Below are 7,530 nucleotides of genomic sequence, written 5' to 3'. Positions count from 1 at the left end.
GGGTTGGGGGGGGCCACCCACCGCGGGGGCCACGCCCCCTCACTCGCGTCCTGCCGGTCAGCCCTTCTGCGGAGACGGCTTGCGCGGGGCCGGCCGCAGCGCCGCCGCCCGCGCCGTCACCGACGTCCACCAGGCCGACAGCGCCCACACCACCCGGACGGTCGAGCGCGGGAGGGCCACCGCGCGCACCCGCGTGCCACGTCCTGCCGTGTCCTGGAACCCGACGACCACCCGGCGGACGTCCTTCGCGAGCCCGGCTGTCATCCTGGGCCGGGGCGCGTACAGGACCTGCTCCACGGCGTCCGCCACCCGGTGCACCGCGGCGGCGGTCGGCGGATCGAGATGCCCGAGTGCCACGATCCGGGCGGCCGCCTTGCGCGGGGTCAGCGAATCGTCCGGCGAGATCCCGAAGTCCCAGGCGGTATCGGTCAGTTCCTCCCAGACGGCCAGGGTGTGGATCGCCGCCTCCGCCTCCGTACGTCCGTGCGCGCCCAGCCGTACGGATCGCGTCCGGGTCCGCCACAGCATCGGAGCGAACGGGAGGGACAGCAGCAGGAGCGCGACCAGCGCCAGCCCCGCCCACTCCAGGTACTTCCCGAGGCCGTCGTCTCCGCCGCCCGCCGCGACGGCCGGGGCCTGGCTCGCGCAGCCGTCCAGCTTCCGCAACTGGGCCGTGCAGCTCTCGCTCGCCGAGGGGGCGGCGGAGGGCGCCGTGCTCGCCGAGGCCGAGGGGAGGGTCGGGTCCGGGATGCCGCTGTCGGGCGTCGTCGACTGGGTGTACGAGGGCACCGAGCCGCGGTTGGGGGTCGGCTCGAAGCGGGTCCAGCCGATGCCCTCGAAGTACAGCTCGGGCCAGGCGTGCGCGTCCTTCAGGCCCACCGACACCGTGCCGTCCGCCTCCGGGGTGCCCGGCGCGAAGCCCACCGCGACCCGGGCCGGAATGCCCAGCGTGCGGGCCATCGCCGCCATAGCGAACGAGAAGTGGACGCAGAAGCCCTGCTTCTCCTTCAGGAACTTGGCGATCGCGTCGCGGCCGGTGCCGACGTCCACCTGGGTGTCGTACTGGAAGCCGCCGGTCACCGCGAAGTAGTCCTGGAGCTTGACCGCCTGCTCGTAGTGACTGGTCGCACCCGCGGTGACCTGCTGGGCGGTCTTGGCCACCACCGCCGGCAGGGACTTCGGCACCTTCGTGTACTGGTCCCTCAGCGTTTTCGACGGCTCCGGCGCCGTGGCCAACTGGTCCGCGGTGGGCTGCACGTCCAGGCTCTTGACGTCGTAGGTCACCCCGCGCGTGTTCTGCCCGTGATCGCCGACGATGGTCATGCCCACGGGCTCGTAGCGCCAACTGCCGTCGATGCTCACGCCGCTGGGCGGGTACGGCATGGGCAGCCAGTCCTGGGCGTACCAGTTCGCGGCCGAGATCCGGGTCTTGATCTCCGAGCGCTTGATGTCGGCGCCGAGACCCGTCGGGGTGGGGAAGGTGCTCGGCACACTCTCGATGTGCCGCTGCGAGGGCTTCCAGGTGGTGCCGTCGAAGTCGTCCAGGGACACGATCCGCAGATACATGTCCGAGATGTCGTTCGTGTTGGTGCGCAGGGACAGGACCTGGCGGTTCTCGTCCACGTTCAGGCTGTCCCGCAGCGAGACCAGCGGGTTCACCGCGGAGATCGTCCCGCCGCTCCCGGTGCCCGAGCCCACTCCGGTGCCGGCGGCGTCCAGCAGGCCGCCCGAGATCGTGGGCAGCGGCAGCAGGGCGATGGCCATCGCGACCGCACCGATCCGCCGCCCGGTGCGCACCGGGGCGAGCGGGCCCGGGGACTCCGACCCCGGGGTGGTGCGCGGCGCCCCGCCGAACACCCGGCCCCACTGGGCCAGCCGGTCCCGGCCCTCGGACAGGAGCAGCAGGAGATAGCCCGCGGCGGCGAGCAGGAACCACAGCCAGTCGGCGTTGCTGTCGGACAGCCCGGCGGCGACCGAGTACAGCGCGAGCAGCGGCAGTCCGGCCGGGGCCGCGCTGCGGAAGGTGACCGCGAGGGCGTCCACCGCGAGGCCGATGATCAGGACACCGCCGATGATCATCAGCCGTATGCCGTCGTGCAGCGGTGCCGGGATCGCGTACCGGGAGACGTCGTCGGAGCCCTGTTGCAGCAGGTCGGCGAAGTGCTGGAAGGCCTGGGGGCCCGGGACGATCCCGGCGAGGGCCTGCTCGCGGGCGAAGACCAGGGTCAGCATCAGCAGGGTGACCAGGGCCTGCGCCGCGACGGTCAGCGGCCGGGCCAGCGGGACCCGCCGGGTCGCCGCGCCCACCCCGGTCTGGATCGCCAGCAGGAAGGCGGCCTGGAAGATCCAGATCGCCGGGGAGACCAGGGGGATCAGGGCGCAGGATGCCATCAACGTGGCGGCCCAGGCCCACAGCGCCATGCGTGCCCGCCCGCTCACGCCCATCCCTCCCCGAGGCCGGCCGCGGTGATGCCGTTCCGCTCCTGGTCGGCCCGCTGCCACAGCTCGGTCAGGGACGCGCCGCGCGGCACGCCCACGGCGGTCCAGCCCGCGTCACGGAGCATCCGCAGCCGCTCGTCGGACTGTTCGTCGGCACCGGGTACGTCGGTCGGCTCGCGTACCCAGCCTTCGCTGTCCAGCACGAAGGCGAGGGCGCCCCCGCTGCGCTGCCGCATCCGGGCGACGACCGCCGCCTGTTCCTCGTCGAGGTCGCCGAAGAAGGCCACCAGCAGCCCTTCGTTTCCGCCGCGCAGGACGTCGTAGGCCCGGGACAGGCCCGAGCCGTCCGAGTGGTCGATCACCGCGAGGGTGTCCATCATCAGCCCGGCCGCGTCCGCCGACTCCTGGCTCGCGCCCGCGAACCCGTCGGCGTCCTGGCCCGGCACCGAGTTGCCGGTGTCGCTCAACAGCCGTACGGAGAAGCCCCGTTCCAGCATGTGCACCAGGACGGAGGCGGCGCCGGAGACGGCCCACTCGAAGGCCGAGTCGGGGCCCTGGCCGGCGAAGGCGATGCCCCGGGTGTCGAGGAGCACCGTGCAGCGGGCGCGCTGGGGCTGCTCCTCGCGGCGCACCATCAGCTCGCCGTAGCGCGCGGTGGAGCGCCAGTGCACGCGGCGCAGGTCGTCGCCGTAGCGGTAGCCGCGCGGGATCACGTCGTCCTCGCCGGCCAGGGCCAGTGAGCGGTTGCGTCCGTCGCCGTATCCCTTGGCCTCGCCGCTGAGGCGGACCGGGGGGAGGGCCTCCACGCGCGGGATGACCGTCAGGGTGTCGAAGGTCGAGAAGGAGCGGGTCAGTTCGCACATCCCGAAGGGGTCCGTCAGGCGCAGTTGCAGCGGGCCCAGGGGGTAGCGGCCGCGCAGGTCGGAGCGGACCCGATAGGACACCTCGCGGCGGCCGCCCGCCTCGACCCGGTCCAGGACGAAGCGGGGGCGCGGGCCGAGCACGTACGGCACCCGGTCCTGGAGCATCAGCAGGCCGGTGGGCAGCCGCGACACATTGTCCATCCGCAGATGGACGCGGGCCTCGCTGCCGGCCGGCACGCGCGCGGGGGAGAGCCGACGGCTGCCGGCGACCCGGTAACGGGTGCGGTAGAGCACGGTCGCGCAGACCAGCGGCAGCACGGCCAGCAGCAGCCCGACCCGGAGCAGATCTCCCTGCCCCAGGACGTACGCGCAGACGGCGGCGGCGATACCGGCGGCCAGGAAGGAACGCCCGCGGGTGGTCAGCCCGGCCAGGGCCGTGCGGACCCCGCCCTTCTCGTCCCGCTCGGGTTCCGGGTGGCCCGGTCCCCCCGGGGTCATCACAGCCTCCGGGGCGGCTGCTCGCCGTAGGACGGTGTGCCGCGGCCCATGCCGAAGCCGCTCTGCTGCGGGGGCGCCGCGGGCACGGGGGTGCTCTGGAGGATCTCCTGGACGACCTGCTCCGCCGTACGGCGGTTGAGCTGGGCCTGCGCGGTGGGCAGCAGGCGGTGGGCCAGGACCGCGACCGCGAGCGCCTGGATGTCGTCCGGCAGCGCGTACTCACGGCCGCTAAGTGCGGCGGATGCCTTCGCCGCGCGCAGCAGGTGCAGCGTCGCGCGCGGGGAGGCGCCGAGTCTGAGGTCCGGGTGGTTGCGGGTGGCGGAGACCAGGTCCACCGCGTACCTGCGCACCGGGTCGGCGACATGGACGCCGCGGACCGCCTCGACCAGCTTGACGATGTCGTGCGCGTGGGCCACGGGCTGGAGGTCGTCCAGCGGGCTCACCCCGCCGTGGATGTCCAGCATCTGCAACTCGGCCTCCGCGCTGGGATAGCCGATGGAGACCCGGGCCATGAAGCGGTCGCGCTGGGCCTCGGGCAGCGGATAGGTGCCCTCCATCTCGACCGGGTTCTGCGTGGCGACCACCATGAAGGGGCTGGGCAGTTCGTAGGTCTGGCCGTCGATGGTGACCTGGCGCTCCTCCATGGACTCCAGGAGCGCGGACTGGGTCTTCGGTGAGGCGCGGTTGATCTCGTCGCCGATCACGATCTGCGCGAAGATGGCGCCCGGTTTGAACTCGAAGTCCCGCTGCTGCTGGTCCCAGATGGACACACCGGTGATGTCCGAGGGCAGCAGGTCGGGTGTGAACTGGATTCGCCGCACCGAACAGTCGATCGACCGCGCCAGCGCCTTGGCCAGCATTGTCTTGCCCACACCCGGAACGTCCTCGATCAGAAGATGTCCCTCGGCGAGCAGCACGGTCAGCGAAAGCCGTACGACCTCGGGCTTGCCTTCGATCACTCCTTCCACCGAACTGCGGACCCGCTCCACAGTGGCGGTCAGATCTGTAAGGCTCGCTCGATCGTCATAGGTCGTCACCCGGCCCTCCTCGGCCCGTTCTTTCCATGGGCCGACGCCTGTGATGCGGACCGGCCCACCCCGAAACACGGACACCACGCGGGAAAAGTTCCGCGCGACGCCACACCCGCATTCTTGTTGCCGTTACCGGTTCGTGTCACTCGCCTGTGGACAACTGCCTTCGCTTTGTCGGGTCTTACGACCTTTTGAGCGGTCCGAGCGGTGATGTTTTCGGGGCGGGCGGGCGCGTCAGGCGGGGTCGATCTCGCGCAGCAGACCCGACTTCACGTCGAAGACGAAGCCGCGCACATCATCAGTGTGCAGCAGGAACGGCGAGGTGCGCACACGCTGCATGGACTGGCGTACGTCCTGCTCCACGTCCCGGAAGGCCTCCACCGCCCAGGCGGGGCGCTGGCCGACCTCCATCTCCAGGTCGTGCCGGAACTCCTCGGTGAGGGACTCCAGGCCGCAGCCGGTGTGGTGGATGAGCACGACGCTGCGGGTGCCCAGCGCCCGCTGGCTGATGGTGAGGGAACGGATGACGTCGTCGGTCACGACACCGCCCGCGTTGCGGATGGTGTGGCAGTCGCCGAGCTGGAGGCCGAGCGCCGCGTGCAGGTCGAGGCGGGCGTCCATGCAGGCCACCACGGCCACCTGGAGGACTGGACGGGCGTCCATCCCCGGATCGGTGAACGCGGCGGCGTACTGGCCGTTCGCCTCGACCAGGCGGTCGGTGACGCTCCCGTCGGCAACTATGGCGCCTTCGGACTCTGTGGGTACGGATGCGGAGGTCGTCATACCTATGACGGTACTGGTCACCGGCCGTTCGGTCGCGGTAGGGGAAGGGAAAAAGAGCGTCATTGCGTCCTCTTGTGAGGTAACCCACAAGGGTGGCGGAGGCGCCCCTGTGTGGGTGATTCTTCCCGTTTTGAGGCTTCGTGCGCACCCCGGCCCGCGACGCGCAGGCCGGTTGATTGACCGTGAGACAGCGTGGACTAAAGTTGCGCGGAGCGGGAGGCGAGGCTCTCCCTGCTGGACTTTTCCCGGAGACCCCGGCGATTTTCCGGGTTCTCCCCACGTGCGCGGCGCGTACGTACGGCTCGGCCTCCTCCCGCTCCCGGTCGGCCGACGCTTCCGGCGCCGGCGGGCCTCCCCTTCGTGAGCGGGCGGGGACCCGGCGGTGCGTACGGGCCCGCCGGACCTGAGAGGGCCCCTTGAGCAACAGTCGACACGTCCCGGTGATGCTCCAGCGGTGCCTGGACCTGTTGGCCCCCGCGCTGGAGCGGCCGGGAGCGGTGGTCGTCGACTGCACCCTCGGCCTCGGCGGGCACAGCGAGGCACTGCTCACCCGGTTCCCGGAGGCCCGCCTCGTCGCCCTCGACCGCGACAAGGAGGCCCTGCGCCTCTCCGGCGAGCGCCTCGCCCCCTTCGGCGACCGCGCCACCCTCGTGCATGCCGTCTACGACGAACTGCCCGAGGTGCTCGACCGCCTCGGCATCCCGCGCGTCGAAGGCGTCCTGTTCGACCTCGGCGTCTCCTCCATGCAGCTCGACGAGGCCGACCGCGGCTTCGCCTACGCCCAGGACGCGCCCCTGGACATGCGCATGGACCAGACGACCGGCATCAGCGCCGCCGAGGTCCTCAACACCTACCCGGCCGGTGAACTCGTGCGGATCCTGCGGGCGTACGGCGAGGAGAAGCAGGCCAAGCGGATCGTCTCCGCGGTCGTCCGCGAACGCGACAAGGAGCCCTTCTCCAACAGCGCGCGGCTCGTCGAACTCATCCGTGACTCGCTGCCCCAGGCCGCCAAGCGCACCGGCGGCAACCCCGCCAAGCGCACCTTCCAGGCGCTGCGCATCGAGGTCAACGGCGAACTCTCCGTCCTGGAGAGCGCGATCCCCGCCGCGGTGAAGTCCCTTGCCGTGGGCGGCCGGATCGCCGTCCTGTCGTACCACTCACTCGAAGACCGCCTGGTGAAGCAGGTGTTCGCGGCCGGCGCCGCCAACACCGCGCCTCCTGGGCTGCCGGTCGTGCCCGAGCAGTACCAGCCCCGGCTCAAGCTCCTGACGCGCGGTGCCGAACTTCCCACCGAGGAAGAGGTCGCCGAGAACCGGCGGGCGGCTCCCGCGCGGCTGCGGGGGGCTCAGCGCATCAGGGAGGACGTCGTTGAGTAGGAAACCCGAACTGAGGGGCAGGGCCGCCCGGCTCGCGCGCCTGTTCCCGACCGGACCCGGACAGGCGGCCCGGACCCCGTTCGTCCTCCTTGTCGTGCTCCTCCTCGGCGGCGGCCTGATCGGGCTGCTGGTGCTGAACTCCGCGCTCAGCGAAGGGCAGTTCCAACTGGACGACCTCCAGAAGCAGACGAAGAGCCTCACCGACGAGGAACAGGCCCTCCAGCGGGACATCGACGCCTACTCCGCCCCCGACGCCCTCCAGCGCCGCGCCCACGAACTGGGCATGGTGCCCGGCGGAGACCCCGCCTTCCTCGATCCGAACGGCACCGTGAAGGGTGTCCCCGAGCAGGCCACCGCCGCGAAGACCGCGGTGGAGGCACCGGTGGTCCTCGCCCCCGAGGCGCTCGTCAGCAGCTCGAGCCCGAGCCCCACGGCCTCCGCCCCGGTGGTCAGCACCCCTGCGACCGTGACCGGCACCGTAGAGACCGCCCAGCCCTTCACCCCCCAGCCCTCCACCCCGACAACCCCCGGCAGGTGACG

Annotated in this window: 6 protein-coding genes; 2 read left to right on the top strand and 4 right to left on the bottom strand. The window is 71.8% G+C overall.

Annotated elements, in window-relative coordinates:
* Positions 1–57 precede the first annotated feature (57 nt).
* From ABZT04_RS29715 to ABZT04_RS29700, 4 genes are all read right to left on the bottom strand, one after another.
* Positions 58–2,439 carry a DUF3488 and transglutaminase-like domain-containing protein gene (locus ABZT04_RS29715; protein WP_356060056.1) on the bottom strand — a complete coding sequence of 794 codons (2,382 nt, stop codon included), beginning with the start codon at positions 2,437–2,439 and terminating at the stop codon, positions 58–60.
* The gene (locus ABZT04_RS29710) at positions 2,436–3,800 is read right to left on the bottom strand and encodes a DUF58 domain-containing protein (protein ID WP_356060055.1); all 1,365 of its coding nucleotides are present in this window, start codon (positions 3,798–3,800) and stop codon (positions 2,436–2,438) included. Before ABZT04_RS29710 ends, ABZT04_RS29715 begins: the two co-directional genes overlap by 4 nt.
* Positions 3,800–4,837 (bottom strand): MoxR family ATPase, encoded by a 1,038-nt coding sequence (locus tag ABZT04_RS29705; RefSeq protein ID WP_356060054.1) that lies wholly within the window; start codon positions 4,835–4,837, stop codon positions 3,800–3,802. Before ABZT04_RS29705 ends, ABZT04_RS29710 begins: the two co-directional genes overlap by 1 nt.
* Before the next feature lie 228 nt (positions 4,838–5,065).
* Positions 5,066–5,614, bottom strand: coding sequence for a carbonic anhydrase (locus ABZT04_RS29700; protein ID WP_356060053.1), 549 nt, complete (start codon positions 5,612–5,614; stop codon positions 5,066–5,068).
* Positions 5,615–6,030: 416 nt separating this feature from the next.
* Here ABZT04_RS29700 and rsmH point away from each other — a divergent pair, with 416 nt between their 5' ends.
* Positions 6,031–6,990, top strand: coding sequence for a 16S rRNA (cytosine(1402)-N(4))-methyltransferase RsmH (gene rsmH / locus ABZT04_RS29695; RefSeq protein WP_356060052.1), 960 nt, complete (start codon positions 6,031–6,033; stop codon positions 6,988–6,990).
* Positions 6,983–7,528, top strand: a complete 546-nt coding sequence (locus ABZT04_RS29690) for a septum formation initiator family protein (protein ID WP_356060051.1) — start codon at positions 6,983–6,985, stop codon at positions 7,526–7,528. The genes rsmH and ABZT04_RS29690 overlap by 8 nt, the downstream gene beginning before the upstream one ends.
* The last annotated feature ends 2 nt before the right edge of the window (positions 7,529–7,530 follow it).

It is taken from the genome of Streptomyces sp. NPDC005492, assembly GCF_040605995.1.
GTDB lineage: Bacteria > Actinomycetota > Actinomycetes > Streptomycetales > Streptomycetaceae > Streptomyces.
This window is presented reverse-complemented; position numbering and strand designations above follow the sequence as displayed.